General features: G+C 69.9%; 30 protein-coding genes. 24 read left to right on the forward strand and 6 right to left on the reverse strand.

The window, feature by feature from the left end:
• Positions 1–79: 79 nt before the first annotated feature.
• From BM070_RS10985 to BM070_RS25335, 9 genes are all read left to right on the forward strand, one after another.
• Positions 80–1,225: an acyl-CoA dehydrogenase family protein gene (locus tag BM070_RS10985; RefSeq protein ID WP_059400293.1), complete on the forward strand. Its 1,146-nt coding sequence runs from the start codon at positions 80–82 to the stop codon at positions 1,223–1,225.
• 93 nt (positions 1,226–1,318) lie between these two features.
• Positions 1,319–1,840: a flavin reductase family protein gene (locus tag BM070_RS10990; RefSeq protein WP_059400294.1), complete on the forward strand. Its 522-nt coding sequence runs from the start codon at positions 1,319–1,321 to the stop codon at positions 1,838–1,840.
• Positions 1,841–1,862: 22 nt separating this feature from the next.
• On the forward strand, positions 1,863–2,537 hold the full coding sequence (locus tag BM070_RS10995) for a glutathione S-transferase family protein (protein WP_059400295.1): 675 nt from the start codon (positions 1,863–1,865) through the stop codon (positions 2,535–2,537).
• 54 nt (positions 2,538–2,591) lie between these two features.
• Positions 2,592–2,978 (forward strand): DoxX family protein, encoded by a 387-nt coding sequence (locus BM070_RS11000; RefSeq protein ID WP_059400296.1) that lies wholly within the window; start codon positions 2,592–2,594, stop codon positions 2,976–2,978.
• 37 nt (positions 2,979–3,015) lie between these two features.
• The gene (locus BM070_RS11005) at positions 3,016–3,837 is read left to right on the forward strand and encodes a hypothetical protein (protein WP_059400297.1); all 822 of its coding nucleotides are present in this window, start codon (positions 3,016–3,018) and stop codon (positions 3,835–3,837) included.
• 104 nt (positions 3,838–3,941) lie between these two features.
• Positions 3,942–4,517 carry a malonic semialdehyde reductase gene (locus BM070_RS11010; protein WP_059400298.1) on the forward strand — a complete coding sequence of 192 codons (576 nt, stop codon included), beginning with the start codon at positions 3,942–3,944 and terminating at the stop codon, positions 4,515–4,517.
• A gap of 291 nt (positions 4,518–4,808) precedes the next feature.
• The gene (locus tag BM070_RS11015) at positions 4,809–5,699 is read left to right on the forward strand and encodes a tyrosine-type recombinase/integrase (RefSeq protein ID WP_139222802.1); all 891 of its coding nucleotides are present in this window, start codon (positions 4,809–4,811) and stop codon (positions 5,697–5,699) included.
• A 269-nt stretch (positions 5,700–5,968) separates the two neighbouring features.
• On the forward strand, positions 5,969–6,211 hold the full coding sequence (locus tag BM070_RS11020) for a hypothetical protein (protein ID WP_242455311.1): 243 nt from the start codon (positions 5,969–5,971) through the stop codon (positions 6,209–6,211).
• Positions 6,212–6,424: 213 nt separating this feature from the next.
• Positions 6,425–6,772 (forward strand): helix-turn-helix domain-containing protein, encoded by a 348-nt coding sequence (locus tag BM070_RS25335; protein ID WP_082136761.1) that lies wholly within the window; start codon positions 6,425–6,427, stop codon positions 6,770–6,772.
• Positions 6,773–6,890: 118 nt separating this feature from the next.
• Here BM070_RS25335 and BM070_RS11030 read toward each other — a convergent pair whose 3' ends face one another.
• The 3 genes from BM070_RS11030 to BM070_RS11040 form a co-directional block, all read right to left on the reverse strand.
• Complete coding sequence (locus BM070_RS11030) at positions 6,891–7,412, reverse strand: hypothetical protein (RefSeq protein WP_059400300.1); 522 nt, start codon at positions 7,410–7,412, stop codon at positions 6,891–6,893.
• A gap of 116 nt (positions 7,413–7,528) precedes the next feature.
• Positions 7,529–7,726, reverse strand: coding sequence for a hypothetical protein (locus BM070_RS11035; protein ID WP_059400301.1), 198 nt, complete (start codon positions 7,724–7,726; stop codon positions 7,529–7,531).
• A 4-nt stretch (positions 7,727–7,730) separates the two neighbouring features.
• Positions 7,731–7,910 carry a hypothetical protein gene (locus tag BM070_RS11040; protein ID WP_139222803.1) on the reverse strand — a complete coding sequence of 60 codons (180 nt, stop codon included), beginning with the start codon at positions 7,908–7,910 and terminating at the stop codon, positions 7,731–7,733.
• A gap of 713 nt (positions 7,911–8,623) precedes the next feature.
• On the opposite strand from BM070_RS11040, the gene BM070_RS11045 reads away from it, so the two are divergent.
• The gene (locus BM070_RS11045) at positions 8,624–9,679 is read left to right on the forward strand and encodes a DUF6236 family protein (RefSeq protein WP_059400303.1); all 1,056 of its coding nucleotides are present in this window, start codon (positions 8,624–8,626) and stop codon (positions 9,677–9,679) included.
• A gap of 62 nt (positions 9,680–9,741) precedes the next feature.
• Here the strand turns inward: BM070_RS11045 and BM070_RS11050 are convergent, their stop codons facing one another.
• A complete protein-coding gene (locus BM070_RS11050; protein WP_092939579.1) occupies positions 9,742–11,211 on the reverse strand; it encodes an HNH endonuclease in 1,470 nt (489 codons plus the stop codon).
• A gap of 274 nt (positions 11,212–11,485) precedes the next feature.
• Between BM070_RS11050 and BM070_RS11055 the strand changes: the two genes are divergently transcribed.
• Positions 11,486–12,727 (forward strand): DUF1173 family protein, encoded by a 1,242-nt coding sequence (locus BM070_RS11055; protein ID WP_059400444.1) that lies wholly within the window; start codon positions 11,486–11,488, stop codon positions 12,725–12,727.
• 39 nt (positions 12,728–12,766) lie between these two features.
• Here the strand turns inward: BM070_RS11055 and BM070_RS11060 are convergent, their stop codons facing one another.
• A complete protein-coding gene (locus BM070_RS11060; protein ID WP_059400305.1) occupies positions 12,767–13,480 on the reverse strand; it encodes a TetR/AcrR family transcriptional regulator in 714 nt (237 codons plus the stop codon).
• A gap of 104 nt (positions 13,481–13,584) precedes the next feature.
• Positions 13,585–14,514, reverse strand: coding sequence for a LysR family transcriptional regulator (locus BM070_RS11065; protein ID WP_059400306.1), 930 nt, complete (start codon positions 14,512–14,514; stop codon positions 13,585–13,587).
• Positions 14,515–15,044: 530 nt separating this feature from the next.
• Between BM070_RS11065 and BM070_RS11070 the strand changes: the two genes are divergently transcribed.
• The 13 genes from BM070_RS11070 (at position 15,045) to BM070_RS11130 (ending at position 26,599) form a co-directional block, all read left to right on the forward strand.
• Positions 15,045–16,031: a 2Fe-2S iron-sulfur cluster-binding protein gene (locus BM070_RS11070; RefSeq protein ID WP_059400307.1), complete on the forward strand. Its 987-nt coding sequence runs from the start codon at positions 15,045–15,047 to the stop codon at positions 16,029–16,031.
• Between the two features lie 17 nt (positions 16,032–16,048).
• Positions 16,049–17,095, forward strand: coding sequence for a gentisate 1,2-dioxygenase (gene gtdA, locus BM070_RS11075; RefSeq protein WP_059400308.1), 1,047 nt, complete (start codon positions 16,049–16,051; stop codon positions 17,093–17,095).
• 44 nt (positions 17,096–17,139) lie between these two features.
• Positions 17,140–17,835: a fumarylacetoacetate hydrolase family protein gene (locus BM070_RS11080; RefSeq protein ID WP_059400445.1), complete on the forward strand. Its 696-nt coding sequence runs from the start codon at positions 17,140–17,142 to the stop codon at positions 17,833–17,835.
• Positions 17,836–17,867: 32 nt separating this feature from the next.
• Positions 17,868–19,130: an aromatic ring-hydroxylating dioxygenase subunit alpha gene (locus BM070_RS11085; protein ID WP_059400309.1), complete on the forward strand. Its 1,263-nt coding sequence runs from the start codon at positions 17,868–17,870 to the stop codon at positions 19,128–19,130.
• Positions 19,130–19,612, forward strand: coding sequence for an aromatic-ring-hydroxylating dioxygenase subunit beta (locus BM070_RS11090; RefSeq protein ID WP_175518475.1), 483 nt, complete (start codon positions 19,130–19,132; stop codon positions 19,610–19,612). Before BM070_RS11085 ends, BM070_RS11090 begins: the two co-directional genes overlap by 1 nt.
• A gap of 7 nt (positions 19,613–19,619) precedes the next feature.
• Positions 19,620–20,603: a methyl-accepting chemotaxis protein gene (locus BM070_RS25255; protein ID WP_082136762.1), complete on the forward strand. Its 984-nt coding sequence runs from the start codon at positions 19,620–19,622 to the stop codon at positions 20,601–20,603.
• 11 nt (positions 20,604–20,614) lie between these two features.
• Positions 20,615–20,932, forward strand: a complete 318-nt coding sequence (locus BM070_RS11100) for a non-heme iron oxygenase ferredoxin subunit (RefSeq protein ID WP_059400311.1) — start codon at positions 20,615–20,617, stop codon at positions 20,930–20,932.
• Positions 20,933–20,936: 4 nt separating this feature from the next.
• Positions 20,937–21,971, forward strand: coding sequence for a Bug family tripartite tricarboxylate transporter substrate binding protein (locus BM070_RS11105; protein ID WP_059400312.1), 1,035 nt, complete (start codon positions 20,937–20,939; stop codon positions 21,969–21,971).
• A gap of 117 nt (positions 21,972–22,088) precedes the next feature.
• Positions 22,089–23,207 (forward strand): ABC transporter substrate-binding protein, encoded by a 1,119-nt coding sequence (locus tag BM070_RS11110; RefSeq protein ID WP_245785185.1) that lies wholly within the window; start codon positions 22,089–22,091, stop codon positions 23,205–23,207.
• Between the two features lie 10 nt (positions 23,208–23,217).
• A complete protein-coding gene (locus BM070_RS11115) occupies positions 23,218–24,138 on the forward strand; it encodes a branched-chain amino acid ABC transporter permease (RefSeq protein ID WP_059400314.1) in 921 nt (306 codons plus the stop codon).
• Positions 24,139–24,148: 10 nt separating this feature from the next.
• The gene (locus BM070_RS11120) at positions 24,149–25,132 is read left to right on the forward strand and encodes a branched-chain amino acid ABC transporter permease (protein ID WP_059400315.1); all 984 of its coding nucleotides are present in this window, start codon (positions 24,149–24,151) and stop codon (positions 25,130–25,132) included.
• Complete coding sequence (locus BM070_RS11125) at positions 25,132–25,878, forward strand: ABC transporter ATP-binding protein (protein ID WP_059400447.1); 747 nt, start codon at positions 25,132–25,134, stop codon at positions 25,876–25,878. Before BM070_RS11120 ends, BM070_RS11125 begins: the two co-directional genes overlap by 1 nt.
• 10 nt (positions 25,879–25,888) lie before the next feature.
• The gene (locus BM070_RS11130; protein ID WP_059400316.1) at positions 25,889–26,599 is read left to right on the forward strand and encodes an ABC transporter ATP-binding protein; all 711 of its coding nucleotides are present in this window, start codon (positions 25,889–25,891) and stop codon (positions 26,597–26,599) included.
• Positions 26,600–26,603 lie beyond the last annotated feature (4 nt).

Genomic DNA, 26,603 nt, shown 5'->3' on the forward strand with positions numbered 1-26,603 from the left:
CCTCCCGTCGCCGCGTCCCGCCGCGCGCTCGGCAGTGCCAGGCGCGAGTCGTTGAACCAGATTGAAAAAGGAATCCGAGATGTCAAACAACGCTGTACTGAATCCCTCGCCGAAGGCGAGCGCCACCGCCGCCGCGGCGCCATCGCACGCCGAGCTCCTGGAGCGCGCCCGCCGGATCAGCCGCAAGGCGGAGGCGCGCGCCGAGCAGACGGACCGCGAGCGCTGCATTCCGCGCGAGACCATCGCCGAGCTCTACGATGCGGACCTGATGCGGCTCGTGCAGCCGCCGCAGTGGGGCGGACTGGGCCGCAGCTTCCACGAACTGTACGAACTGGTTTACGAGCTCGCGCGCGGCTGCGGCTCGACCGGCTGGATCTACTGCGTGCTGGCGGGCCACTCCGTCGTGGTGGGCACCTTCCCCGCCGAAGCGCAGGCCGCGGTCTGGGGCGATGACAGGAAGGCCCTGGTTTCCTCCGCATTCGCTCCCACGCTGCAGGCGAGGAAGGTCGATGGGGGCTACGAGATCAGCGGCAAGTCGCCCTTCTCGAGCGGCACCGACCATGCGAGCTGGGCCTTGCTCGGCGGCGTGGTCCTCGACGAGAAGGGGGCACCGGCGCGCAAGCTGTTCCTGGTCCCCCGCAGCGACTATGCGATCCACGACGACTGGTTCGTGATGGGCCTCGCGGGCACCGGCAGCAAGACACTGGAGGTCGCCGGGGCCTTCGTGCCCGAGGTGCGCGTGGTCGACCTGCAAGACTTCTTCAGCGGCCTGGCGCCGCACAGCCTCCAGAGCGCGATGGTTGGCGCGGCGCGCGGCGGCATCGACAGTTTCGTGGAGAGCATCCGCAACAGCCCCGGCAAGTTCGGCGGGCGGCCGCCGGCGGAGCTGGAGCTGTTCCAGACGGTGGTCGGCAGCGCGGTCGGGGACGTGACCTATGCCTGGGAACTGCTCCAGAAGATCACGTGCGAGTGCGAGCCCATCGTGCTGAGCGGGCAGGCGATGCCGCCCGAGCAGATCCTGCGCAACCGCTCGGCAACCTCCACGATTTCCAGGCTGTGCCTCGGCGCGCTCGAGCGGGTATTCGAGCTCAGCGGGGGCCAGGGGATCTACAACAACCGCCTGTCACGCGCGCTGCGCGACGTCCGGGCGGCGGCCAACCACGCTGCGCTCAATGCGACGCTGGCGGGCAAGGATGCCGGCCTGCTGGCCCTCAAGCGCGGTTAGCCCCTGAAGACAACCCGGCCGCGCGGCCGGCCCTGCCGTCGCACATGGCGTCGGCCCGTGCCGCTGGCGCCCCCACCCACAAGAGCTCCCAAGATGACCCAATTGATTGAAATCGCCAAGCCCCCGGAAATCCCGGACCGGCTCAAGCGCGTGCTGCGCTTCACCCCCGCGCCCGTGAGCATCGTCACCAGCTTCGACGAGTTCGGAGAGCCGGTCGGGCTGGCCATGTCGGCCATCATGCCCGTGGCCCTCGAACCCTGCTCGATGGCCATCTCGATCAACCGCGACGGATCGGCGTACCGGCATGTCCGCGCGGCCGGCCTGTTCTGCGTGAACCTGCTCAACAGCGCCACGGAGCCGCACTTCCGGCCCTTCTGCGACCCCAGGCTGCGGGAGCAGCGCTTCAAGGACCCGGCATGGAAGGTCCACGAGGGGCTCTGGTATCTCGACGACGCGCCGGCGAGCATCTTCTGCAGGATCGAGCAGGTCGCGCAGTACGGAACGCACGACGTGGTCATCGGCAAGGTGTTCGACATGTTCTCGTCCGGCGACCAGGACATCCTCGGCTGGGGCGACGGCTCGCTGGGACGCCTCCTGCCAGTCACGCCCCATTGAGCCTCGCCGGAGACAAGCCATCATGAAGCTGTACGAAGTACCCTGGTCCATCCATCCCCGCCGCGTCGGCGTCTACCTTGCCGAGAAGGGCATCGAGGGCATCGAACGCGTGCAGGTCGCCCCGCCGCCGGACAGGACGCGGCGCATCATCGAAGGCGTGACGATCGCCGGCACCGTCCCGGCGCTCGACATCGGCGACGGGCAGGTCATCGGCTCCTCGCTCGCCATCCTGGAGTACCTGGAGGAACGCTTCCCTTCGCCCGACCTGATCGGCGCGACCCCGGTGGAGCGCGCGCGCACGCGGGAGTTCATCACCGTCATCGAGGAGGCCACCGTCTATCTGCGGATCTGGGCCTTCAACGGCAGCCGGCTGTTCGCGGCCGAGGTGGCGCAGGACAAGGCGGTCGCGCGGGCCGGGATGGCGGCATGGCTCGGCAAGCTGCAGCTGCTCGAGCGCATGGTGGCGGACCGGGGCGGGGCGTTCCTGACCGGCGATCGTCTGACCACCGCCGATTGCGTCGGCTTTGCCTTGCTGCAGACCACGACCGAGCTGTTCGGCGTCCCGATCCCGGAGGACTGCCCCAGCCTCCAGGGCTGGTATCGGCGCTTCTCCGCACGCCCGAGCGCAGCGGTGCCCGACTTCCCGCCGGTGCTCGGGCTGAGCCGGGGGCTGGTCCAGCAGACGCAGGAAGGCTGACCGGTGTCCGCACGGTCCGCCCGGATCCATCGCAAGAACATGAACGGAGTATCCATGGAGACATTCAGCGTCTGGGGAGCAGCGACTGCGAGGGTCGTCGTCGCCCTGTTCTACCTGGTCACGGCCCTCGGCCTGGCGAAGGACTTCAAGATGGTCACGGGACTCATGGCGGCCAAGGGCGTGCCGGTGCCGGGACCGCTGCTCATCGTCACGATCCTGGTCTGGGTCGCCGGCGGCGGCGCGCTGATCCTGGGCCGGGGCATCGTGCCTGCGGCGCTGGTCCTGCTCGTCCTGACCGCCATCATCACCCCGCTGAACCATAACTTCTGGGCCGCGCCGGCCCAAGAGCGCGCGAACGAGGTCCAGCATTTCGCGAACAACATCGCGATCATGGCCGGGCTGCTCGCGATTGCCGCGGCGGCGTCCGCACGGCCGCTGTAGGTGCGCGTGCGGCACGCAGAACCATGAGGCAGCCACCATGAGCACTCACCACATTGCCAGCGCCCAGCTGGGTCGCGGCGCACCGGCCCGGAGCGCAGGTGCCGCGTTCGCGGACCGCTGGATCTTCGTCTTCATGGCCGCGCTGTTCGTGGCCACGGCCCTGGCGGGCTTCGTCCCCAGCTCGATCGCCAAGCTCGCTTCCGTGCGCGCGGGCGAGCAGGGGCCGATGCCGCCCGTGCTGCACGTCCATGCCGTGTTGATGGGCGGCTGGCTGGCCCTTCTGCTCGTGCAGTCCGTCCTCGTGGCCACGGGCGCGCCCTGGCTGCACCGGCGGCTCGGCATGCTGGCCTTGCTGGTGGCTCCCGCCATGGTCCTCAGCGGCGTCCTGCTCGTGCCCGTCGTCGACCGGCCGATCCACCAGATGCTGGCGGCGCCCCCGGCCGGCACCGAACCCGCCCTTCTGCAACTGCTGCAGGCGTGGATCCCGAACCGGCCCCTGTCGCAGATCCGCGCCGGCGTCGTGTTTGCCGTGCTGATCGCCTGGGCCCTGTGGGTGCGAACCGGTGATCCGCAGACACACAAGCGCCTCCTGGTCCTGGCCACGGTCTGGCCCTTGGGCGCGGGCATCGACCGCATCCCGCTGCCTGGCACCTACCCGGAAAGCCCGGCCGCGTCCGACCTGTACACGCTGCTGTGGGTGGCGCCGCTGTTCGTCTACGACCTGGTCCGGCACCGCAGGGTCCCGCGCGCCTGGTGGATCTGGCTCGCGGTGTGTCTTCCGCTGTCGGCGGCCGTGCACCTGCTATGGGGCTCGGCCTGGTGGATGGCCCACGGGCCGGAGATCCTGGGCCTGCGCTGACCGGGCCCCAAGACCGCCGCCAGCACCCGGGGGCGCGGTGGCCACGTTCATCGCCGCGGCCGGGCCGGCCTGACGGCACCATTCTTCCGAGGAGCATCATTCCCATGAACATCACGACCGAGCAGATCTTCACCGAGGCGCGAAGCCAGAACGGCTTCCTCGACGCGCCGGTGCCCGACGCGATGCTGCGTTCCCTCTACGACCTCATGAAATGGGGGCCGACGTCCGTCAACTGCCAGCCGGCGCGCGTCGTCTTCGTGCGTTCGGAAGCGGAGAAGGCCAGGCTCGTGGAATGCGTGAGCCCGGCCAACCAGCCCAAGGTGCGTTCCGCGCCCGTGACGGCGATCATCGGCATGGACATGGCGTTCCACGAGCAGTTGCCCAGGCTGGTGCCGCACGTCGACGCGCGCAGCTGGTTCGCGGGCAACGCGCCCATGATCGAAGCCACGGCGTTTCGCAATTCGTCGATGCAGGCCGCCTACCTGATCATCGCGGCCCGGGCGCTCGGACTGGACTGTGGCCCGATGAGCGGCTTCGATGCCGACCAGGTCGACGCGCAGTTCTGGCCCGGCACGCAGGTCAGGACGAACGTGCTCTGCACGTTGGGCAAGGGCGACCCGTCCAAGGTCCATCCGCGGCTGCCGCGCCTCGCCTTCGACGAGGTCTGCCGGCTCGCCTGAAGGGCAGGCTTCGCCCGGCGCGGGTCTGCTGTCCCGGACCCGCGCGGGCCTCGCGCGGGCCTTGACCTGGGTCAATGGGACGGCCACGGGCTGTCCTCGGCGACGCGGTGTCCGCCGGCCGGCTTGGCGGGTTTCCGCTTCGGGCGCAAGGCGCTGCGATGGACAGCGCGGGCCTGCTCCCGAAATCGCCCCCAATTGGGAGCAATTTCGGGCTGGCGCCAGCGGGCGCGAATCCGGAGCATCGGGCTCAGATGGAAGCTGGGCGGATGGCTCGATATGGATTCGGAACGGTTGGAACTCTCCACCATGCTGCTGCTTGCCGTGCTCGGGGGCATGACCTACGAGGCGGTGGCCCGCGAGCATGGCATGACGCGCACCGGGGTCGAGCGGCGCGTCAAGGCGCTCGTGCTCCGGCTGGTCCGCGAGATCGGCGTCGAGGGCCTCAACGAGAGCCGCGCGGTGTTCGTGCGCACGCTGCGCGCGCACCGGCTGGCCATCGAGTCGGCCCTGCAGCGGTATGGGCCCATGGCGCCGGCCGGGAAGACGGATGCGCCCGTGATCCTCTCGGACGAGGACATCCAGGCCGCCATGCGGCGCGCGCGGCTGCACACGGCGACACCCGAGCGGGACGTGGCCATGGTGTGGATCCTGCTCGCGACCGGAGCGCGGCCCCTCGAGGTCGCGCGCATGCAGGTGCGGGACTACCTGAACGACGATGGCACCGTCAGGCTGCATTCCGAGGTCCGCGCCGAGGTGGCGGTGAACCGCCGCAGCCGCCCCCTGTACTTCACCAGCGTGCCGGCGCGCGAGGCCATCGACGCCTATCTCGCGGTGCGGGCCCCGGGATCCGCCGGGGCCCAGCCGCTGGCTTACCGGGGGCTGGACCCGGTGCAGGCACTCTTCCTGACGCAGGAAGGCGCTGCCTTTCCGATAGAGCGCATTCCGACCGCATCGGGCATGCGCTACCTCTGCGAGGAGATCCACTATGCCTATCGCAAGATCTTCCGGCGGATCGGCATCCCCGGCCTGTCGGCGCAGAACGTGCGCCACACGGTGATGCACCGCCTGGTGCGCCGGGGCGCGGACGAGGAGCAGATCGGCGAGCTGCTGGGGATCCGCGACGTGCGGCCGCCCCGGTGCCCGCGGCCGAGCCTGGAGCAGCTCATGGAGGGGCTGGTCTAGGGGGCGTGCTCGCTGCCCGGCAAGTCCCGGTTGCTCGCGGAGCGTTCACCTACGCCGCGGGGCCCGGCGCCCTGCGGCATGGCAGGAGGGTGGGGTCCGGCCTGCAGGAGTGCCGACGGCGCATGCGGGCAGCGTGACGACTGAGACCAGGATCGGACCGGGGACCGATGGCGGTCGCACCGGGGTGCGATTTGCCATGGCGAGGCGCGGCCGTTCGCACAACGGTCGAACTTTGCGTGAACATGGCAGTCCCACCGTCCCGGGAGTGCATGACGATGCTTCGTTGCGGCAACCAGATACGCCTGACCCGGCGCGAGGCCGAGGTCTTCAAAGAGATCACCGACTTCGAGCCGGCGGACATCCGCACGCTCGCCGATCTCGAGCGCTATGTCGCGCAATGCAAGGGCTACTACCATGGAACGTCGTATGCCACTGCCTTTCTGCACTGGCTCATCGACGGACAGCTCGACGCATGCGTCGGGCGTCCGGATGCGCGCCAGGGCGGCCGCTGAGGCGGTAGCGGCGTCGGCGGCGTCCGGCTGAAGGACGGGGCCTCACATTCCGGCCCGCGGCCATGGCGAACCGGGGGTATCCGGGAGGCGGTCAGCGCGCGCGAATGTCACTTATAGAGGGTGCACTCATAGCGAGTGCGCTTATAGCGAGTGCTCTCATATCGAGTAGCTCCATAGCAAGTGATCCGATAGCGTACGGATCAAAGGAGTGCTATGGAACTGGAATACGACCCCCTCGTGTGCTTTGGGCGCCACCTGGCAGCGACGCGCCGCAACGCCGGGGTGTCGCAGGAGGCGCTGGCCTACGACAGCGGCATGTCGAGGAGCTACCTCAGCGAGATCGAACGAGGCTTGCGCAACGTGGCGCTGCGCAACATCTGCGTGCTTGCAGAGACCTTGAGGGTTCCCCCGTCGGCGCTGCTGGAGTTTGACCGCACACCCTCCGCCGACAAGGCGCGGCGCAGTCCCAAGCAGCGCAGTGGCGCGCGGCTGGGCGACGAGGTGGCCACGAAAGGCGGGAGAACGGGGTTGGAGCGCGGAAAGAAGGGCAGGGCGGGGTGAGTGCGGCGTTTGTTGGCGCGCCAGCCCGCTGTCCAGTCGGGGCCGGGCGAGCGCCGATGCGCCCGTGCGCGCCGCATGGGCGGCGCGCAGGGCGTTCGGTCTCTGGCGGGCGGCGGGCTCAGCCTGCCGCCGATGGCCGCACCGCCGGGGCGGTGTCCTCTGCGGCGAGCGCGTGCGTGCCCGTGTCGGTCTTGTCCGCGGCCTTGCGGGCGCGTTCCCTGAAGGACTTCTCTGCCTGGGCGTAGGCGTCACTCTCCATCAGGCGCCTGACCTGGGGCGCTGCGGGCTCTTCTTCCATTTCCGGCAGGCAGGCCACGGCGACGTTGCGGCCTTGGCCCAGCGTCTCGGCGACCGCCCTCGGGAACGAAATGAACACGGCCCGCAGCAGGCTGCGCACGGCCCTGCCGATGCGGCGGTTGCGTGTCTCGCGGCTTTCATGGAGCCGGATGCAGCGCTGGCAGCACAGGTACAGGCCGCGATGGCGGCGCCGGAGCGTCTCGTCGCGTTCGAGTTCCGTCAGGATCTCCGCGGCGAGGGTCTCATCGCGGCGCACTTCGGGGTAGAACTCCACCCAGATCTTCTCTTCCTGCCGCTCGATGGTTTCGAGCCGGTGACGGGCAGGGGACTTCTCTTGGGGCATGGCTAAGCCTCCCGTGGTTGGTGTTGAACATCGGAGGACGCAGGGCCGCCCGGCGTGGCCGCGGAGGATCGCGAACGGCGCGGCGGCGGCGCCGTGCGTGCAGCGGGCTGCAGGCTTCAGCGCCGGAAACCCGAACGCGCCTGTTCGGCGATCCTCATCCATCGGCTGGCGATCCGTTCAAGGTACGCCAGGTCATCTGGTTCGATGTCGCCCAGCCTGCGCCGCTGGACGATCACGGCCCTCACGAGCCCCGGGTCGTCCTTCGCGAGCTGGACGACCGTGGCTGCGATCTGCCTGCGGTAGCGGTCGATCATGCGATCAGGCCTGGGCCGTGGCAGACTCGGCCTGGTCTTGCCGGGGAGCTTGCGCCGCCGTGCCGGACCAGGGCTTGAACAACATCGGAATCCGGCGGGGGGCCGGGAGCTGCGCGGCGCGCGACCCGGATCCGCCCAACAGCACGCACACGGCGCGCTGGGCTCTCATCACATTCGTGATCATGGTGTCCTCCTTCCATGAAAAAAGGGGGACACCGCTCCCCATGCCGGGGAAACATGTTCCCCGTCTGGGATGCCTCAGCGGGGCCGAGGCGCTTTGCGGCGATACCTGGCGGCACGCCATGAACGCCTGCGCCCTGGCGGGTGCGGCACTCGCTCTGGGCCGCATGGCGCAGCGACCGAAGCCGCTGCCCCATCCGGCACGCAGTGGCGCGCCTCAAGGAGAGGACGCGCCACGGTTCGCGGTCCGGCGCAAGGCCGGACCGGGTCTCTGGTCATTCGCATGACCGGGCCGGACGGATCCGGCGCACTGCAAGGCGAGTAACGATCGCGACGCCAGCGAGGCTGGACTTCATTGGGCCTGCGTGCAGGCCCCGATGAAGGCTGGGTGGACTCGATGCCCACGGGTAGCCATGGCACTATCGGTCCGCTTGGCCGCAGGCCGCAAGCGGGGCGCGGACACGCGCCACGTTTCCGTTCCGAAGGGCACGCGGCAGCAAGCGCTTCGGGGTGGCGACGAGCGACGCACCGTGCGGCGGCCGGGCGGGGGACCCGGACCCGCGGACGGACGGACCCACGGGCCGCCGGGTCCCGCCAGCCCATGCGCCGGTCCTGGAGGGGCTGGCAACGCGCCTGCGCCAGGCCGGGCCGCGGGGCGATACGATGCGCGGGGCCGGGCCCGCCCCGCATTCTTCCACTCCATGTCTCGCGAGCGATATGCCACAGGCGCTGCACTATCCCACCATCGAATTCAACGATCTCGACGCGCTCAAGCGCTCGCTGCTGGTCTGGGACCGCGTGCACCGCATCGTTCCCGGCGGATACGTCCCGCAGGACCCGCCGGAGGTGGCGACGGCGGTGGCCGAAGGGGTCATCCTGAACCTGGCCGTCGATGCCGCGGAGAAGTCGAGCGCGGCCCACCGCTTCCTGGACTTCTACGCGCTGCGGGAGTCCCAGCGGACCCGCCTGGCCTGGCCCGCCGGCTTCTCTTCCGAGGCGTTCACCCGCATCAATCCGGACAAGATCGACGCCAAGCTCCTGCCGCTGTTCGAGCAGCTGGCGCAGCGCCTGACCGCCGACGGCTTCCTCGAGGTGCCCCACGAGCATGCCGGCGGCTACATGTTCTACCTGGCGGCCTCGGTGGCGCAGCGCCGCGCGCTGGAGCTGACCACGGACTCCTCCGACTGCTGGGCCGTCGGGACCTATTTCGCGAACGACGGGGCCTTCACCGAGGCGGTTTCCGACGAGCGTGCCGACGCCTACCTCGCGAACCTGGCGGTCGTCGATCTTCTTCCCAGGGACCTCGCCGAGGTGCCCATCGACACCATCCTGCGCTACCGCGAGGACACGGTGGAGCTCCGGCATGCGTTTCAACGGGAGCTGCAGCAGCTGCAGGCGGAGATCTCCCGCTGCAAGAACAAGCAGCACGCCCGCTACATCGTGGCGGACTTCGTGCGGCGCTTCGAGCGGGCGAAGGCGGAGTACCGGGCGTCGCTGGGCTTCTTCCGGAAGGAGGGCGTATACAGCATCCTGTCCGTGGGGCTGCCCGTCGCGGCTGCCTTCCTCTCGCTCCCGGGGCTCGGGGGCGGCGGTCCGTACACGCCGTTCGGGCTGGGCGTGGGCACGCTGGCGGGCGCCGTGGCGGCCCTCGCGACGCGTGAACTGGTCCGCAAGCCGAAGTCGGTGGGGTCGTACCTGGTCGACGCCGAGCGGCTGACCCGCACGCCGAGCCTGCTGCTGCACCGCAAGTTCGAGGAGTTCATGAACGACTAGGGTCCCGCCGCCCTTGCTTCCGGTCGGCGGGGGCGGAGGGTAGGGGCGCGGCACAGGCGCCGCTAGGCCGGGGCCGGGGCCGGGGGCGGGGGCTGGTCGATGCGTTGCGCGTAGCGAAAGCTCAGGCTTTGCTGCTCTCCCGACACGGCGGCCGTTCCGCTGAGGTCGCGCACGCGGGCCTGGCTGCGGCCGTAGGCCTGGACATGGCCGGCCGTCCCGCCAATGTGCGGAAAGAAGGGGACCTCGCAATGGCCTTGCTCGATGAGCGCGCGGTCCTGGTCGTGCATCGGGAGCACGATCTGGTGCAGCACGTTGGAGAACTGCAGCACGAAGATCAGGTAGGGGCAGTCGGCATGGCCGGGGCGCCGGCGCAGCAGGGCGTACTGGAACTGGTCATTGGGCATCGGGCCCGGAAGAAACTGCTCCAGCAGCCGCAGCGGGCGGTAGGGATAGCTTTCGAAGGTGTGCGCGGGCGCCAGGATCCAGCGTTTCAGGTGATCGCATTCACCCGCCTCGGGCTCGGGCATGACGGCCAGCGCCATCTTGACGAGGCATTTGAAGACGCCCATGGGCACGTAGGGCTGGCGCTCGAGCTGCAGCGTGACGGTGCGCGTCTCCTCGTCCAGGCGGTGGCGCGGGTCCTTCTCTCCGAGGCGGATCGCCAGGTTCCGAGGGCCCCGCGCGTCGATGCGCATCTGGTGGTCGCGGGACTTGAACGAAGGCAGCCCCTTGCCCGTGACGCGCCCGGTGGCGCGCATGGGCAAGGTCCACTTGGCGTAGTCGTCCTCGACCATGCGCGCGAAGTGCCGGTTGCACGCGTCGCACTCCCGGCGGTCGATCAGGGCCTTGTTGCCGATCTGCTCCGGAAACGCATGGGCCTTGTCCCGGAAGGACGTCTCGGGGTCGGTCCTGCCGCAGTAGCGGCACCGCCGCGGCGAGAGATCGCCGCCGAGGTACTGCGGCCTGGACGTGGAGCGCAGGAGGCCATGCGCGATTTCGTCGTAGCGCTCGTCATACCACCGGGCCGCGGCTTCGTTCTCCCTGGTCGCGGCGGAAGCGTCCCCGCTCTCCTCGCGCAGCACGATGGCGGCGGAGTCCGGGTGGCGCGCGAGGTACGTGGCCAGGCATTCGGCGGTGCGCGGCACGAACACGACGTCGGTGAGGCCCGCCGTGGCCGCGAGTTCCTCCAGCAGATCCGGGTCCACGCCGGCGGCGAGCAGCGGTCCCGGCAGCCGGCCGACGCGGATCCGCTCCGTGACCAGGTAGAGCACGTGCCCCTCGAGGTCGCAGCGGTTGTCGCGCTCGAGCAGCCCGAGCGCGTCGGCGTCGCAGAGCCCGTCCAGCAGTTCCCGCAGGGTCTTCTTGCACGGGGCCGCGATGCCCATGTCGATGGCTCCGCGCTGGGCGAGCAGGTAGGAGCAGGTCAGCCACCCGGCGGCCAGCGCCGCGGGCTGCTCCGAGAGCGCGGGCGTGTGGATGCGGCGGGCGGCCGCCGTCGGGCGGCCTGGGGCGGGGCTGGGCGATGAAGGCATGGAGCGGAATCCGGGATGCGCCGCGCAGACCAGCTGCTCTTGCACCGTTCCTTCCGGCGCACCCCCTTTTGCGCCTATCGTAGCGCGGCTGTCGTGCTCCGCCGGGATGCGCGGGCCGCGGTGGCGGCGTGTGCCGGTCGCCGGACGCCGCGGACAGCGGGCCTGGCGCCGGGCGGACAGCGACATGGCGCCGATATCGCCTCGATTTCAGCGGCATTCCGGCTTGCGCCGCGCCGCATGGCGGCCGACGATGGGGCAAGCCATCCCTTCGCCCATGGACATCCAGCGGTTCGCCATCGCCGGCAGCGAATTCGATGCGGACGATCCCCGTCTGCAGGAGGCGCTCGCGCTGGCCTACGAGTCGCCGCAGCGGCCGCGGTGCCTGTGCTGTCCCGAAGGGGTGGAGATGTATGTCGCGCGCCACCGACAGTTCGTGCTCAAGCGCATGCCGGGCTCGGGAGGGCGGCACCATCCCGGATGCCCGTCCTACGAGCCCGATGCGCACCAGTCCGGCCTCGGCGAGCTCCTGGGCGAGGCCGTCGTCGAGTCCAGCCCGGGATGCTTCGAACTGCGCGTGAGCTTCCCCTGGAGCCGCGTGGCGGGCCGCGCGGTGCCGCGCGGCGAGGCGCAGGATACCGCCGAGGTGGCCGTCGGGCGGCGGCGCATGACCCTGCGGGCGCTGATGCACTTCCTGTTCCAGAGCGCGGGCTTCAACCGCTGGTCGCCCGCCATGGAGGGCAAGCGCAACCAGGGCGTCCTGCACAAGTACCTGCTGGAGGCCTCCGAGAGCATCACCATCCGGGGCGTGGCGCTGGCCGAGCGGCTGTACGTGCCCGAGCCGTTCTCGGAGAGCGGGCGCGAGGAGGCCGCGCGGCGGCGCAGGGAGAAGCTGGCCGTGCTGCATCCACGCGAGGGGCAGAGCCCCCTCGCGCTCGTGCTCGGTGAATTCAAGGCGTGCGACGCGACGGCGCTCGGCCGCCGGCTCTGGATCAAGCATGCGCCGGATGCCCCCCTGCTGGTGGCGACCCGGACCTGGGAACGCATCGAGCGTGCGTTCGCCCCGTTGTTCGAGGCCTGCGACGCCGACACCGGCAGACGGGTCCACCTCGTCATCGCGGCGCTGATCCGGGCGCGGCGCGAGCACACCTACGAGGTCGACGCGGCGAGCCTGATGCTCACCAGCGAGCAGTGGATTCCCGTGGAGGGCGTGCACGAGCTGGGCCTGCTGCATGCCCTCGTCGCGCAGCGCCGGCGCTTCGTCAAGCCGCTGCGCTACGACGCCCGGACGGCGGCCGCCTTCCCCAATGCGCTGCTGCTGGACGCCGGCGGCCAGCCCCTGCCGCTGCACGTGGTCAGTGCCTTCATGCCGGCGAAGGACCGCGCGACGAAGGAGAAGATGGCGCAGGCCGCGGGTGCGTGGATCTGGCGCCTCGACGAGCCCATGCCCGCGTTGCCAGAGGCGCGTTTGGCGCCGCCGGGGGGCGGCATGCGGGCGCTGCGCGGGGCGGGGCCGTGAACGGAGGGCAGGCGGGCCGGACGGCCTGGGTCCATGGGCCTACTTGCGCGGGAGCATGCCGGAGACGATCAGCGTCAGCGCGGCGCGCAGGTCGCGCAGCCCGCGCGCCATGCTGGGATGCGGGTGGGAGCGCAGCCACAGGTCCAGCTCTCCGTAGAACACGGAGCGCACGACGCGCGTCGCGAGCATCGGGTCCACGGTGCTGGCGAGCTCGCCCGAACGGATCGCGGCCTCGAACAGGTTGCTGAGCTCCCGCTGCACGATCTCCTTGCGCCGGTCCACGCTCACGCTTTGCGGCGTCGGGCCGATGTCCGCGTTGCCGCGCTCATGCAGCTTCAGCAGGCCGATCGGGGCCTCGGTGCTGAAGAAGCGCAGGAAGGGCTCGTACCAGCGCAGCAGCCGGTCGATCAGCGGGCCGGGCTTCTTGACCGCCGCCGAGGATTCGGCGAGGACGTCGTCCATGTCCTCGTTGAACACGAGAAACAGCAGATCGCGCTTGTCCTGCGCGTAGAGGAAGACCGTCGCGTGCGAGACCTCCGCGAGCTGGGCGATCTCCCGCGTGGTCGCGCCGTCGAAGCCCTTCGAGATGAACACGCTGCGCGCCGCGGTCTTGATGCGATGCAGCTTGTCCTGCTTGTGGCGTTCGCGCAGCCCGGCGGGCTTGTGGGGCTGCGGCTTGACGCCCGGCGCCTTTGCGCCGCGACGCTGTGCCTTTGCCGGTGACCTGGAGGGAGCGGGATTGGAGGAAGCCATGTTCTGTGGTGGAGCCGGCCGGGTGGGGCCATGACTGGGGTGGGAAAACGGTCCAAGGGGCCTGGGCCGGCAAGGCCCGCCGGCCGCGGGCGGTGGCGACCCCTCTAGGCGATCGCCCGCTCGCGCGCGCGGTCCTCGCCGAAGAGGTCGAAGACCACGCCGCGCAGCCACTGGTTGACGGGGGAGCGGTGCACCTTCGCATGCCAGAAGGCATTGATCGAGATCTCGGGCAGGGCCACGGGATGCGGCCGGGACGTCAGGCCGAACGGCTCGGCGAGCCGGTCGGCGAGCTTGTCCGGCACGGTGGCGATCAGGTCGGTGCGCTGCAGGATGTGGCCGACGCTCACGAAATGGGGGATGGTCAGGCGCGTGGTGCGGTCGACGCCGGCCCGGCGGATCAGCTCGTCCACCGTGCCGTGGCCGGTCCCTGCCGAGACGATCACGAGGTGCTGGGCGGCCTTGATGTCGGCCAGCGACAGCCGCTTCCGGTCCAGTGCGTGGCCCTGGCGGAACAGGCAGACATAGTGCTGCCGGAACAGCCGCCGCTGGAAGAAGCCCGCCTTGAGCTGGGGCAGGAGACCGATGGCGAGATCCACCTTCCCGGACTCCATGTCGTCGCGCAGGTTGACGGCGGTGTTGCGTACCGTGTTCAGTGTGGCGCCCGGCGCTTCGCGGGTCAGGCGCTCCACCAGCGCGGGAAGGAAGACGATCTCGCCGATGTCGGTCATCCCGATCGTGACCGGACGGTTCAGCTTCGCCGGGTCGAAGTCATTCTGCTGGTTGATGCCGCTGTGGATCATCGCCAGGGCGTAGCCGACCGGCTCGGCCAACTGCTCGGCGAAGGGCGTGGGGACCATCCCGGAGGAAGTGCGCAGGAACAGTTCGTCCCCGAACAGCCGGCGCAGCTTGGCCAGGGAGTTGCTGACGGCGGGCTGGGTGAGGTTGAGGTTGTCCGCGACCTTGGAGACCCGCCGCTCCACCATGAGCTGGTGAAACAGCACCAGCTGGTTCAGGTCGATGTCAGAGAGCTCCAAGGGATGTCCTCTCCACCGGGGTCGTGATGGACGCGGGCCTGCGCGCGGGCCGCGCGGCGCAACCCGTCCCGGCCCGCGTTCCGGCAGCCCCATGCTTCGGGCCGCCACTGTTTCTGCTGCTCAAGATGCTGTCTCCGTTGTGGACCCCAGGGGCCCTTATCACATGAACTGACTAGGATTATAAATAACCATGCTCATGTAAAGGATGAATCGGGCTGGGCGGAAGTTTTTGCGGCGTGCGCATCGGGGCGCAGGGCAGGGCGGGGCCGGCGGGGCCGGACAACGCAGAGTGATGGCGCGCAAAGGGCCTGGATGCGCGCAGCGGCGCGGGCTGGCGCGGGACGGCGGGTGGCCTTGCATCGCCCTGCGGCGGGGAGAGCCGGTGCCGCGCAGGCGGGTTCCGGGGGCGGAAGCGGGGCAACATCATTCGGAGTGATGTTGCACATTCAAGCGATTCTATTGGCTGATCTGCTGCGGGAGTCAATCATGGCGTTTGTTCGGTGCATAACAAAAAGCCAGCCCCACGCAGCATGGAAGTCCTCGTTCAGCCCCTCAATCGTGTCGTCCAGGTCGAGCCTGGGGCGAACCTCCTCGACGCCTTGCGCGCCGCGCAGGTGCCGATGTCGTACTCCTGCCTGGCGGGGCGGTGCGGCACGTGCCGCTGCCGCGTGATCGACGGCGAGGTAATGGACAACGGGCGGGAGCAGCAGTTCCCGCTGGACGCGGGCGAGACCTACGTGCTCGCATGCCAGACCCACATCACCGGATCCTGCACGATCGAGATTCCCGAGCCCGACGAGATCGTGGTCCATCCGGCGCGCATCGTCAAGGCGACGGTGAGCGCGGTGGAGGACCTGACGCACGACATCAAGCGTCTCGTGCTCAAGCCGGCCAAGCCGATCGAGTTCTCGGCGGGCCAGTACGTCCAGCTGCAGTTCACCCCGGAGCACGCCCGTCCATACTCGATGGCGGGCACCGCCGGCGACGAGATGTTCGAGTTCCACGTGCGGCTCGTGCCCGACGGGCGCGTCACGGGCTACATCGCCGGCGACCTCAAGGTGGGCGACGCGGTGAAGGTCAGCGGCCCGCTGGGGTCTGCCTACCTGCGCCGCAAGCACGATGGCCCCATGCTCTGCGTCGCCGGAGGGACGGGGCTCGCGCCGATCCTGTCCATCGTCCGCAGCGCCGTCGCCGCCGGCATGGCCAACCCGATCCATCTGTATTTCGGGGCGCGCTCGCCGCGCGACGTCTATGGCCGCGAATGGCTCGAGCAGCTGCGCCGCGAGCATCCGGCGCTGCACGTCCACGTCGTCGTCGCCTCCGGCCATGGCGGCGGGCCCCTGCGCACCGGCCTGGTCACGGAGGCGATCGAGCAGGACCTCGGCGACCTGTCCGGCTGGCGTGCCTACCTGTGCGGGTCGCCGCCGATGGTCGAGGCCGCATCGCTGGTCGTGCGCCGCAAGGGAATCGCACCGGGGCACGTCTACGCCGACGCGTTCTACAACCAAGGTACCTGACAAGGAGAAGACCCCCCATGGATGCTGCCGTCCGTCCTTCCTCGACGCTGAGCGAACGCTCGGCCTTCTACGAGCGCATCGGCGCCCATGGCCTGACGCCGCTGTGGGAGGTGCTGGGCGCGCTGGTCCCGCCGCAGCCGCGCTCGCCGGTCCAGGCCGCCCATTGGCGCTATTCGGCGCTGCGCGAGCATGTGATGGAGTCGGGCCGGTTGATCACCGCGGAGGAAGCCGAGCGCCGGGTGCTGATCCTGGAGAACCCCGCGCTGCGCGGCCAGTCCTGCATCACGCAGTCGCTCTATGCGGGACTGCAGCTCATCATGCCGGGCGAAGTGGCCCCCGCGCACCGCCACACCCAGTCGGCGCTGCGGCTCGTGCTCGACGGCGAGGGCGCCTACACGGCCGTGGACGGCGAGCGGACCACGATGCGCCGGGGCGACTTCATCATCACGCCGGCATGGACCTGGCACGACCATGGCAACCTGGGCAACGAGCCCGTCGTGTGGCTGGACGGGCTGGACATTCCCATCGTGCGCTTCCTGGACGCAGGTTTCGCCGAGAAGAGCCCCGAGCAGTACCAGCAGCCCCTGCGGCCGGAGGGCGATGCGCTCGCGCGCTACGGGGCCAACATGGCTCCGATGGACTACCAGCCGAGGACCTGGGAGCCGACGCGCGTCTTCGTCTACCCGTTCGAGCGCACGAAGCAGGCGCTGCTGGGCATCTCCCACGGCGCGCCGAATGCGCACGAAGGCTTCAAGCTGCGCTACCTGAACCCGGCGACCGGCGCGTCGCCGATGCCCACGATCGGCGCGTACGCGCAGCGCCTGCCCGCCGGCTTCGAGACCCGGCCCTACCAGAGCACCGACGGCACGGTGTACGTGTGCCTCGAGGGCAGCGGCGAGGCCGCGGTGGGTGAGCAGACATGGCGTTTCGAGGAGAACGACGTCTTCGTCGTGCCGTCCTGGCAGCCGCTGCGGCTGCGCGCCGGCACCGACGCCGTGCTCTTCAGCTTCTCCGACAGGCCGGTGCAGCAGGCGCTCGGCCTGTGGCGCGAAGCGCGCCTCTGAGGAAAGACGCCACGGTGCAGCCCCCATTTTTGAAGGACCTTCTGATGAAACTCGCCATCGACCCGCCCCACCTGCACACGCTGTCCATCGCCGGTGGCACCGAGCGTTTCCCGGTCAACCGCATCTACTGCGTGGGCCGCAACTACGCCGCGCATGCCCGCGAGATGGGCAAGGATCCGGACCGCGATCCGCCGTTCTTCTTCATGAAGCCGGCTTCCGCCGCGGTCGACGCGGCGCAGCCCGCGACCGTGCCGTATCCGCCCAAGACCAAGAACTACCACCACGAGATCGAGCTCGTCCTGGCCATCGGGCGGGGCGGCAGCGACATCCCCGTCGACCGCGCGCTGGAGCACGTCTTCGGCTACGCCGTCGGGCTGGACATGACGCGGCGCGACCTGCAGCTCGACGCGCGCGACAAGGGCCGCCCCTGGGAGTTCGGCAAGTCGTTCGCCTTCTCGGCCCCGATCGGGCCGCTGCACCGTGTCCAGGACGTCGGCCATCCCGCGCAAGGCGCGATCAGCCTGACCGTGAACGGGCAGCCGCGCCAGGCCTCGGACATCTCGAAGCTCATCTGGTCCGTCGCGGAGTGCATCGCCTACCTGTCGGAGTACGAGGCGCTGGAGCCCGGCGACGTGATCATGACCGGCACGCCGGAGGGCGTGAACGCCGTGCTGCCGGGCGACGCGATGCGCGGCGAGATCCAGGGGCTGGGGGCCATCGAGGTCCGGGTCGCCTCCTGACGACGCCGGCCCCAAAAGACAAGGAGACCACGATGAACCAGACGACGAACATCTTTCCGGACCAGCCGCGGTGGGAGACCGAAGGCACCCACCGCATCCCGTTCCTCACCTATACGAGCGACGAGATCTACCGCCGCGAACTGGAGCGCTTCTTCTACAAGGGCCACTGGTGCTATGTCGGCCTGGAAGCCGAGATCCCGAACCCGGGGGACTTCAAGCGCACCGTCGTCGGAGAACGCTCGGTGATCCTCGTGCGTGACGCCGACGGCGGGATCAATGTCGTCGAGAACGTCTGCGCCCACCGGGGCATGCGCTTCTGCCGGGAGCGCCACGGCAACCGCAAGGAACTGGTCTGCCCCTACCACCAGTGGAGCTACACGCTCAAGGGCGACCTGCAGGGCGTGCCATTCCGGCGGGGCGTGAAGCAGGACGGCCAGGTGCACGGCGGCATGCCGGCGGACTTCAAGACCACGGACCATGGGCTCACCAAGCTGAAGGTCGCGGTGCGCGGCGGCGTGGTGTTCGCTTCGTTCGACCACGAGGTCGAGCCGCTCGAGGACTTCCTTGGCCCGACCATCCTGGGCTACTTCGACCGGCTCTTCAACGGGCGCAAGCTCAAGATCCTCGGCTACAACCGCCAGCGCATTCCGGGCAACTGGAAGCTGATGCAGGAGAACATCAAGGACCCCTACCACCCGGGCCTGCTGCACACCTGGTTCGTCACCTTCGGGCTCTGGCGCGCCGACAACAAGTCGCAGCTGCGCATGGACGACAAGCACCGGCATGCCGCGATGATCTCGACCCGCGGCACGGGCGGCAAGGCCGAGCAGGTGACCCAGGTGTCGAGCTTCAAGGAGAGCATGCAGCTCAACGATCCGAAGTTCCTCGACATCGTGCCCGAGCCCTGGTGGGGCGGGCCCACAGCCGTGATGACCACGATCTTCCCCAGCGTCATCCTGCAGCAGCAGGTCAACAGCGTCTCGACGCGCCATATCCAGCCCAACGGCCACGGCAGCTTCGACTTCGTCTGGACCCATTTCGGTTTCGAGGACGACGACGAGGTGATGACCCAGCGCCGGCTGACGCAGGCCAACCTCTTCGGTCCGGCCGGCTTCGTCTCGGCCGACGACGGCGAGGTCATCGAGTTCTCGCAGCAGGCCTTCGAAAGCAAGCCCTTCCACCGCGCGGTCGCCGAGCTCGGCGGCCACGGGGTCGAAGACACCGAGCACATGGTCACCGAGACGCTGATCCGGGGCATGTACCGCTACTGGCGCGACGTGATGGAGGCCGAATGATGGCGGCGACCCTGAACTTCGAAGACTGGCTGGCGCTGACCCAGCTGCACGCGGACTACGCGAGCGCCGTCGACTCCGGCAACTGGGACCTGTGGCCCGAGTTCTTCACCGAGGACGGCGTCTACCGCCTGCAGCCGCGTGAGAACCACGAGCGCGGGCTGCCGCTGGCGACGCTGTCGTTCACGAGCAAGGGCATGCTCAAGGACCGCGTGTACGGCATCAAGGAGACGCTGTTCCACGATCCCTACTACCAGCGCCATGTCGTGGGCAGCCCGGTGGTGCGCGGCCTCGACGAGGGCCGCATCCGCTGCGAATCCAACTATGCGGTGTTCCGGACCAAGCTGTCGGACGCCTCGACCGTGTTCAACGTCGGGCGCTATCTGGATGTGGTGGTGCGCACCCCCGAAGGCCTCAAGTTCGCGTCCCGGGAGTGCATCTACGACACCGAGATGATCCCCAACTCCATCATCTATCCGGTCTGAGGCCACCATGCAGACAGCCGCTACGAACCGTCCTTCGAGGCCGGCGAACGTGCGCCGATGGCGTCTGCTCGGCGCGGGGCTGCTGGCGGCCACCTTGGTCGCCGGCGGCCTGCTGCTTCGCGAGCCGCCCGAGGAATGGGGCTGGGCGCAGGCGGCGATCGCAGGCTGCCTGCTGTGGTCCCTCACCTTCTGGTGGCGGCTGGAACTGCCGGCAGAGGCGGCGCCGCCCGACACAGGCCGGACGCCTGCCGAAATGCTGCCCGACCCCGAACCGCCGCCTGCGCTCGAGCCAACGGTCTCGGCCACTGACTTCTCCTACGACCTGCAGCGCCTCGATGCCTCCATCCAGACGTGCATCGGCCTCATGGATCGGGCCACCGAGATGGCGCGCGGCGCCGGCGCAAAGATCGAGGAAGGTGCGGCATCGGTGCGCGAGATCGGCGGGGCGATCTCCAGCCTCGACGAGATCCTGCACGAGTCGTCCAGGACCTTCGGGGAGCTGCGCACGCGTGCTTCGCGCATCGCGGACGTTGCCGGAAGCGTCAAGACCATCGCGCGGCAGACCAACCTGCTGGCGATCAACGCCGCCATCGAGGCGAGCCGCGCAGGCCAGATCGGCCGCGGGTTCGGCGTCGTCGCTGCGGAAGTGAAGGCCCTGGCGGCGCGCAGCGACCTCGCGGCGGCCGAGATCGAGAAGCTGGCCGACGGGCTGCAGCAGAGCTGCGCCCTGACCGAGCAGCAAGTGAGCCGTGCGGCGGACGTGAGCGAGACGGGCCAGCGCTTGAACAGCTCCGTGCAAGGTGTCATACGCGATGTCCAGGAGAGCGCGGCGCAACGCGTGAAGGTGGTGGCGGAGGTCGCCGACGGCCTGCACCTGCAGCAGCGCGTCCTGCAGCGGATGCAGCAGTCGATGGCCGGCGAGGCGATGCCGGCGGTCCATGCGCAGCGCCGGGCGGCGCCAAAGATTCCAAGCCCCATGAGATCAACCTGAGAGTACCGAGCATGAGTGAAGCACCCTGGACCGACGTCCTCGCAGCGGATGAGCTGCCCACCGACGATGTCTGCGGCCTCGCGGTGGACGGGCGCGACATCGCGATCTACACCGTCGCCGATGCCGTCTACGCGACCGACAACATCTGCACGCACGGCCACGCGCGCCTGTGCGACGGATTTCTCGACGGGCACGAGATTGAATGCCCTTTGCACCAGGGCAAGTTCGACGTGCGCGATGGCCGTCCGCTCTGCGATCCGGTGACGGTGCCGCTGCGGCGGTACCCGGTCCGCGTCGAAGGTGGGCGGGTGTACCTCCAGCTGGACTGACCGCATGTCTGCCGCAGAAGTGAACACCATGGATCCGTCGGCCGTGCCGCGCACGGGGCTCAGCCGACGGCGTTTCGCGTCGCTGGCGTGCGGCGTGGCCGCCGTCGCTGCAGGCGGCGGGGCGTTCGCCCAGGGCGACGCGCGCGTGGCCAGAGTGCTGGTCGGGTCCCAGGCGGGCGGCGTGGCCGACGCGATCGCGCGCATCTTCGTGAGCCGGCTGCGGGGCGCGTTTCCGGGGGATGTCATCGTGGACAACCGGCCCGGCGCCGGCGGCCGGCTGGCCGTCGAAGCGCTGCGCAGCGCGCGGCCCGATGGCAGCACCCTGCTGTTCACCGCGGACTTCGTGTTGACGGTCTACCCGCACAGCTACCGGAAGCTGCCCTACGACCCGCTGCGTGACTTCGCGCCCATCGCCGCGCCGGTGCGGACCGCGCTGGTGCTGTCGGCCGGTCCGGCGCTGCCCGCGAGCGTGAAGACCCTGACCGATTTCTTGCGCTGGTGCCGTGCCCATCCCCAGCAGGCCGCCTATGCATCGCCGGGCGCCGGCAGCACGGCCCACTTCGCGGGCTTCATGCTCGCGAAGGCGGCCGGCGTCGAACTGACGCATGTGCCCTACAAGGGCGGCGCCCCGGCCCTGCAGGACCTGCTCGGAGGGCAGATCCCGGTCAGCTTCAACCCGGTGGGCGAGGTGCTTCCCTACCTGCAGAGCGGGAAGCTGCGCGTGCTGGCAACCACGGGCGCCCGGCGCAGCCGCCTGCTCCCGCAGGCGCCCACGCTGGCCGAGGCGGGCTTCCCGGGGATCGTGATCGAACCTTGGCTGGGATTCCTGGCGCCCGCCGGGACGCCGGAGGCGGTCGTGGCCCGGCTCTCGGCAGCGATCGGCGATCTGGCCCGGCAGGCCGATGTGGCCGAAGCCCTCGACCGCCAGGGACTGGACGTGGTGGCGTCGACGCCGGCGTCGCTCGCGTCCCAGATCCGCAGCGACCTGGACCTCTGGGCCCCGGTGGTCAAGGCATCGGGCTTCACGGCGGAGGACTAGCGGCGCTCATGCGCGATCGACCCGGACGCGCGCGGCGCGGCGGTTTCTTGGAAGAACGACCCAAAGGAGACAGAAATGATGATCCGAGCACTCTGGAAAGCAGCATGCGGTGCAGCCATGGCAGCACCGCTCCTCGCGGCGCAGGCCGCCAACATCGGCCTGGTGGCGCCGCTGTCGGGGCCGCAGGCGATCGTGGGCCAGGACCAGGTCGACGGCTTCATGCTGGCCGTCGAGCAACTGGGCGGAAAGCTCGGCGGCCAGGCCACCAGCGTGTTCAAGGAGGACGACCAGCTCCGGCCCGAGGTGGGGCAGCAGGCCGTGCGCAAGCTGATCGACAAGGACAAGGTGGACGCCATCGTCGGGCTGTCGTTCTCCAACGTCCTCATGGGCAGCCTGCCGCGCATCGCGGAGTCGGGCGTGGTCGCGATCGCGACCAATGCCGGCCCGTCGCCGATCGCCGGCGCGCAGTGCAAGCCTTCGGTGTTCTCGATGGCGTGGCAGAACGACGGCGCGGCCGAGGCGATGGGCAAGTTCGTGCAGGACAAGGGCGTCAAGCGCGTCTACCTGATGGCGCCGAACTACCAGGCCGGCAAGGACATGCTGGCCGGCTTCAAGCGCTTCTACAAGGGCGAGGTGGTCGACGAGGTCTACACCCAGGTCAACCAGCTCGACTACTCGGCCGAGATTGCGCAGCTGCAGGCGGCGCGGCCGGATGCCGTGTTCGTGTTCTATCCGGGCGGCATGGGGATCAACTTCGTCAAGCAGATGAGCCAGTCGGGCCTGAGCGGCAAGCTGCCGCTGTATTCGGTGTTCACGGTCGACGGCACGACCCTGCCGTCGCTGCGCGAGGCGGCCGTCGGCACCCTCAGCGGCGGCATGTACGACGCGGCGCTGGACACGCCGGAGAACCGCAGCTTCGTCGCGGCCTTCGAAGCGAAGTACAAGCGCACGCCCAGCCTCTACGCCGCCACGGGCTACGACGCGGCGAACCTGCTCGACATCGCCCTGAAGAAGAGCGGAGGCGATGCGAAGAAGCTGGCGGCGGCGGTCAAGGCCTCCGCGCCGGAGCTCAAGTCGGTGCGCGGCCCGTTCCGCTTCGGCAAGAACAACATGCCGGTGCAGGACTACTACGCGTTCGGGACCGTGCGCGAGGGCGGGAAGGTGACGACCCGGGTCGTGGGCACGCCGCTCAAGGCGCATGTCGACGCCTACGCCGCGCAGTGCCCGCTGAACTGAGGAGCGGCCCGTGAACCCCACGCTGCTGCTCGCGCAGCTGCTCAACGGCCTGCAGTACGGCGTCCTGCTGTTCCTGCTGGCCGCGGGCCTGACCCTGGTGTTCGGGATCATGAGCTTCGTGAACCTGGCGCACGGATCGCTCTACATGGTGGGCGCCTATGCCGCGGCGCTGGCCTACGGCGCCGGGGCGTCCTTCGCGCTGGCGATGCTCGCGGCGATGGCCGCGGCATTCGCGGTCGGGCTGATCCTGGAGGCCACGGTCGTGTCCCGGCTGTACCGGCGCGACCACCTGGACCATGTCCTGGCCACCTTCGGCCTGGTCATGTTCTTCAACGAGGCGGTGCGGATCGTGTGGGGCCCCCAGCCCTTGTTCGTCCAGGTCCCCGACAGCCTGGCCGGCACCGTGGACCTGCTGGGCTTCGGCTATCCCCTCTACCGCTTCGCGATCATCGGAGCCGGGCTCGTGGTCGCCGCCGGCAGCTACCTGCTCATCCACAGGACGCGGGTCGGCATGCTGATCCGCGCCGGCGCGCAGAACCCGCAGATGGTGGCGGCGCTCGGCATCCCCATCGGGCTGCTCAACGCATTCCTCTTCGCCGTGGGCGCCATGCTGGCCGGCGTCGCCGGCGCCATGGCCGGACCGGTGCTGTCGGTGCAGTCGGGGATGGGGGACGCCGTGCTCATCACGACCCTCGTCGTCATCGTCATCGGCGGCATCGGCTCGGTCACGGGGGCCTTCTACGCGGCGCTCATCGTCGGCGTCGTGGACACGATGGGCCGGGTGTACCTGCCCCTGCTGCTGCGCCAGGTCGCCGACCGGTCGGTGGCCGACGCGGCGGGCCCCGCGCTGGCGTCGATGAGCGTGTACCTGCTGATGGCGCTGGTCCTCGCCCTGCGCCCGCAAGGCCTGTTTCCCGCGCACCGCACCTGAGGGGCCGACGATGACCGACTTCCTTCGACCGTCGCGCGCGCTGCTGCCGCTGCTGTTCGTCCTGCTGGCCTGCGTGCCCTTCGCGGCGGCCGCGGCGCAGCAGCCGTTCTGGACCTCGTTCTTCGCGCGCATCCTGGTCTATGCGATCGCGGCGAGCGCCTTGAACCTCGCCCTCGGCTACGGCGGCCTGGTGAGCTTCGGCCACGCCCTGTTCCTCGGCGTCGGCGCGTACGCCGTCGCGCTGCCCGCGTTCCACGGCATCGGCAGCGGCTGGGTCCACCTGCTGTTCTGCCTGGCCGGCGGCGCCGCGGTGGCGCTGGTGATCGGCGCGATCAGCCTGCGCACCTCGGGGATGGCCTTCATCATGATCACGCTCGCCTTCGCGCAGATGGGCTACTTCCTGCTGGTCAGCCTGAAGGTCTATGGGGGCGACGACGGACTGCCCCTGGCCGCGCCGAGCCGCTTCGGCGCGCTGGACCTCGGGTCCGCGCCGGTGCTGTACGGGGCCGCGTGGGCCGTGCTGCTCGCGCTGACCTGGTGGATGTCGCGGCTGCGGGCCGCGCCCTTCGGCATGGCCCTGCGGGCCGCGCGCCAGAACGCCCGGCGCGTCGATGCCATGGGGCTGCAGTCGCGGCGCCTGCAGCTCGCGGCCTTCACGCTGTCCGGCACGGCGTGCGCGCTGGCCGGCGCCTTGCTCGCGAACCTGAATGCCTTCGTGTCGCCGAGCTCGATGTCCTGGTCCGTGTCCGGGGAGCTGATCGTGATGGTCGTGCTGGGCGGCATCGGCACGGTGGCCGGGCCGGTGGTGGGCGCGCTGGTCTTCCTCGGACTCGAGGAGGGATTGAAGGGGGTCACCGAGCACTGGATGGTCCTGTTCGGGCCGCTGATCGTGCTCATGGCCTTGTTCGGGCGCCGCGGCATCGTCGGCTGGATCGAGGCCCTGGAGCTGTCCCGGTGGCCCGCCAGGGCCGGCACCGGACGGGGGAGGCGCTGATGGCTTCGCTGCAAACGACCGATCTGGTCAAGCACTATGGCGGTCTCACGGTCACGGACCGCGTCTCGCTGGACATCCGTCCGGGCGAGCTGCACGCCGTGATCGGGCCGAACGGCGCGGGCAAGACGACGCTGATCAACCAGCTGAGCGGCGAGCTGCGTTCCAGCGCGGGGACGGTCCGTTTCGACGGCCGGGACGTCACCGGCTGGGCCGTGCACCGGCGCGCGCGCGGCGGCCTGCTGCGCTCCTACCAGATCACCTCGGTCTTCGAGGAGTTCACCGTGCTGGAGAACGCCGCGCTGGCTGCCCTGGCGGCGCGGGGCCACGCATGGCGGTTCTGGCGTCCCCTGCTGGCCGACGCCACGGCCAGGGCGGCCGCCGAGGAGGCGCTGCACGCCACTGGCCTGGACGCCCATGCGGGGACGCCCGCGGGCGAGCTGGCCTACGGGCAGCGGCGGCAGCTCGAGCTGGCCATGGCGCTCGCGGCCCAGCCCAGGTTCCTGCTGCTGGACGAGCCGATGGCCGGCATGAGCGTCCAGGAATCGGCCGACGTGACGCGCTTGCTGCAAGGGCTCAAGCGGCGCTACACGATCCTGCTGGTCGAGCACGACATGGACGCCGTGTTTGCGCTGGCCGACCGCATCAGCGTGCTGGTCTATGGCCGGCTGATGTTCACAGGCAGCCCCGAGGAGATCCGCGAGCATCCGGAGGTGCGTGCCGTCTACCTGGGCGAAGAGCTCGACTGAGGGGCCGACGATGCCATCACCATTTCTCTCGGTGCGCAACCTGCAGGCCGGCTACGGCCGGGCCCAGGTGCTCTTCGACGTGTCGTTCGACATCCAGCCGGGCGAGGTCGTCACGCTGCTCGGGCGCAACGGCATGGGCCGGTCGACCACCATCAAGTGCCTGTTCGGCATGCTGCCCCTGACCTCGGGAAGCATCGCCATCGGCGGACGGCGGGCCAACGGCCTGCCGTCGCACCGGATCGCGCGCAGCGGCCTCGCGCTCGTGCCCGAGGGGCGGCAGATCTTCACGGCGCTGACCGTCGAGGAGAACCTCGTCGCGACCGCGCGGCCGGGACCGGATCCCGACCCCTGGAGCCTCGACCGGGTCTATGGGATGTTCCCCCGGCTGAAGGAGCGCCGCGCCAACCTCGGCTGGCAGCTCTCGGGCGGCGAGCAGCAGATGCTGGCCATCGGGCGCGCGCTGATGACCAACCCCCGCCTGCTCGTCCTGGACGAGGCGACCGAGGGGCTGGCCCCCGTCATCCGCGAGGAGATCTGGCAGACCCTGGCCGCGCTCAAGCGCGGCGGGCTGGCGCAGATCGTGGTCGACAAGAACGTGCGCAGGCTGCTGCCGCTGGCCGACCGCCACTACGTCATCGAGAAGGGCCGCATCGCCTGGCAGGGGGATTCCGACGCGCTGCGCCAGCAGCCCGACATCGTTCACAAGTACCTGGGAGTGTGACATC

Origin of the sequence: Paracidovorax wautersii (assembly GCF_900113035.1) — a bacterium.
GTDB classification, from domain to species: Bacteria; Pseudomonadota; Gammaproteobacteria; order Burkholderiales; family Burkholderiaceae_C; genus Paracidovorax; species Paracidovorax wautersii.

Bases quoted from the DNA above. Each gene is read 5' to 3' on its own strand.
- BM070_RS10985 (WP_059400293.1), top strand. From the start codon at position 80: ATGTCAAACAACGCTGTACTGAATCCCTCGCCGAAGGCGAGCGCCACC.
- BM070_RS10990 (WP_059400294.1), top strand. From the start codon at position 1,319: ATGACCCAATTGATTGAAATCGCCAAGCCCCCGGAAATCCCGGACCGG.
- BM070_RS10995 (WP_059400295.1), top strand. From the start codon at position 1,863: ATGAAGCTGTACGAAGTACCCTGGTCCATCCATCCCCGCCGCGTCGGC.
- BM070_RS11000 (WP_059400296.1), top strand. From the start codon at position 2,592: ATGGAGACATTCAGCGTCTGGGGAGCAGCGACTGCGAGGGTCGTCGTC.
- BM070_RS11005 (WP_059400297.1), top strand. From the start codon at position 3,016: ATGAGCACTCACCACATTGCCAGCGCCCAGCTGGGTCGCGGCGCACCG.
- BM070_RS11010 (WP_059400298.1), top strand. From the start codon at position 3,942: ATGAACATCACGACCGAGCAGATCTTCACCGAGGCGCGAAGCCAGAAC.
- BM070_RS11020 (WP_242455311.1), top strand. From the start codon at position 5,969: ATGACGATGCTTCGTTGCGGCAACCAGATACGCCTGACCCGGCGCGAG.
- BM070_RS25335 (WP_082136761.1), top strand. From the start codon at position 6,425: ATGGAACTGGAATACGACCCCCTCGTGTGCTTTGGGCGCCACCTGGCA.
- BM070_RS11030 (WP_059400300.1), bottom strand. From the start codon at position 7,412: ATGCCCCAAGAGAAGTCCCCTGCCCGTCACCGGCTCGAAACCATCGAG.
- BM070_RS11035 (WP_059400301.1), bottom strand. From the start codon at position 7,726: ATGATCGACCGCTACCGCAGGCAGATCGCAGCCACGGTCGTCCAGCTC.
- BM070_RS11040 (WP_139222803.1), bottom strand. From the start codon at position 7,910: ATGATCACGAATGTGATGAGAGCCCAGCGCGCCGTGTGCGTGCTGTTG.
- BM070_RS11045 (WP_059400303.1), top strand. From the start codon at position 8,624: ATGCCACAGGCGCTGCACTATCCCACCATCGAATTCAACGATCTCGAC.
- BM070_RS11050 (WP_092939579.1), bottom strand. From the start codon at position 11,211: ATGCCTTCATCGCCCAGCCCCGCCCCAGGCCGCCCGACGGCGGCCGCC.
- BM070_RS11055 (WP_059400444.1), top strand. From the start codon at position 11,486: ATGGACATCCAGCGGTTCGCCATCGCCGGCAGCGAATTCGATGCGGAC.
- BM070_RS11060 (WP_059400305.1), bottom strand. From the start codon at position 13,480: ATGGCTTCCTCCAATCCCGCTCCCTCCAGGTCACCGGCAAAGGCACAG.
- BM070_RS11070 (WP_059400307.1), top strand. From the start codon at position 15,045: ATGGAAGTCCTCGTTCAGCCCCTCAATCGTGTCGTCCAGGTCGAGCCT.
- gtdA (WP_059400308.1), top strand. From the start codon at position 16,049: ATGGATGCTGCCGTCCGTCCTTCCTCGACGCTGAGCGAACGCTCGGCC.
- BM070_RS11080 (WP_059400445.1), top strand. From the start codon at position 17,140: ATGAAACTCGCCATCGACCCGCCCCACCTGCACACGCTGTCCATCGCC.
- BM070_RS11085 (WP_059400309.1), top strand. From the start codon at position 17,868: ATGAACCAGACGACGAACATCTTTCCGGACCAGCCGCGGTGGGAGACC.
- BM070_RS11090 (WP_175518475.1), top strand. From the start codon at position 19,130: ATGGCGGCGACCCTGAACTTCGAAGACTGGCTGGCGCTGACCCAGCTG.
- BM070_RS25255 (WP_082136762.1), top strand. From the start codon at position 19,620: ATGCAGACAGCCGCTACGAACCGTCCTTCGAGGCCGGCGAACGTGCGC.
- BM070_RS11100 (WP_059400311.1), top strand. From the start codon at position 20,615: ATGAGTGAAGCACCCTGGACCGACGTCCTCGCAGCGGATGAGCTGCCC.
- BM070_RS11105 (WP_059400312.1), top strand. From the start codon at position 20,937: ATGTCTGCCGCAGAAGTGAACACCATGGATCCGTCGGCCGTGCCGCGC.
- BM070_RS11110 (WP_245785185.1), top strand. From the start codon at position 22,089: ATGGCAGCACCGCTCCTCGCGGCGCAGGCCGCCAACATCGGCCTGGTG.
- BM070_RS11120 (WP_059400315.1), top strand. From the start codon at position 24,149: ATGACCGACTTCCTTCGACCGTCGCGCGCGCTGCTGCCGCTGCTGTTC.
- BM070_RS11125 (WP_059400447.1), top strand. From the start codon at position 25,132: ATGGCTTCGCTGCAAACGACCGATCTGGTCAAGCACTATGGCGGTCTC.
- BM070_RS11130 (WP_059400316.1), top strand. From the start codon at position 25,889: ATGCCATCACCATTTCTCTCGGTGCGCAACCTGCAGGCCGGCTACGGC.